The sequence below is a fragment of the Flavobacterium anseongense genome (assembly GCF_021608185.1).
GTDB lineage: Bacteria > Bacteroidota > Bacteroidia > Flavobacteriales > Flavobacteriaceae > Flavobacterium > Flavobacterium anseongense.
This window is the reverse complement of the sequence record NZ_JAKIHN010000026.1, coordinates 1-880: the sequence shown is the minus strand read 5'-3', so window position 1 is coordinate 880 and position 880 is coordinate 1. Positions and strand designations below refer to the sequence as shown.

1 pseudogene is annotated in these 880 nt (G+C 47.8%); it reads left to right on the top strand.

Going from position 1 to position 880, the window contains the following annotated elements:
* Positions 1 to 880, top strand: a pseudogene (locus L1S35_RS13195) (adhesin); the annotation flags it as partial.

Sequence of the window (880 nt, the reverse complement as noted above, 5' to 3'; positions counted from 1 at the left end):
TGGTGGAGTCTATTCCTCAACTGCCGGTCTTACCATTAATTCTGCTACCGGAGCCATTACGCCTTCTACTTCTACTGCAGGAACTTATACTGTTACTTATACCATTGCGGTTGGTGGTGGATGTGCTGCCGTAATTGCTACAACTTCAGTAACCATTACGGCTCTGCCGACAGCAAGTATTAGCTATGCAACGCCGTTTTGTTCTTCTGTGGCTACTGCACAATCCGTGACACTAACAGGAACAGGAGCTTATAACGGTGGAGTTTATTCCTCAACTGCCGGACTGACTATCAATCCTGCAACGGGAGCAATTACGCCTTCTACTTCTACTGCAGGAACTTATACTGTTACTTATACCATTGCGGCTAGTGGCGGATGCCCAGCTGTAATTGCTACAACTTCAGTAACCATTACGGCTCTGCCGACAGCAAGTATTAGTTATGCAACGCCGTTTTGTTCTTCTGTGGCTACGGCACAATCCGTGACACTAACAGGAACTGGAGCCTATACTGGTGGAGTCTATTCCTCAACTGCCGGACTGACTATCAATCCTGCTACCGGAGCCATTACGCATTCCTCTTCAACTGCAGGAACCTATACCGTTACTTATACCATTGCGGCTAGTGGTGGATGTACTGCCGTTACAGCTACAACTTCAGTAACCATTACGGCCCTGCCGACGGCAAGTATTAGTTATGCAACACCGTTTTGTTCTTCTGTGGCTACTGCTCAATCCGTGACACTAACCGGAACAGGGGCTTATACCGGTGGAGTGTATTCCTCAACTGCAGGACTGTCGATTAATCCGGCTACAGGAGCCATTACGCCTTCCACTTCTACTGCAGGAACTTATACTGTTACTTATACCATTGCGGCTGGA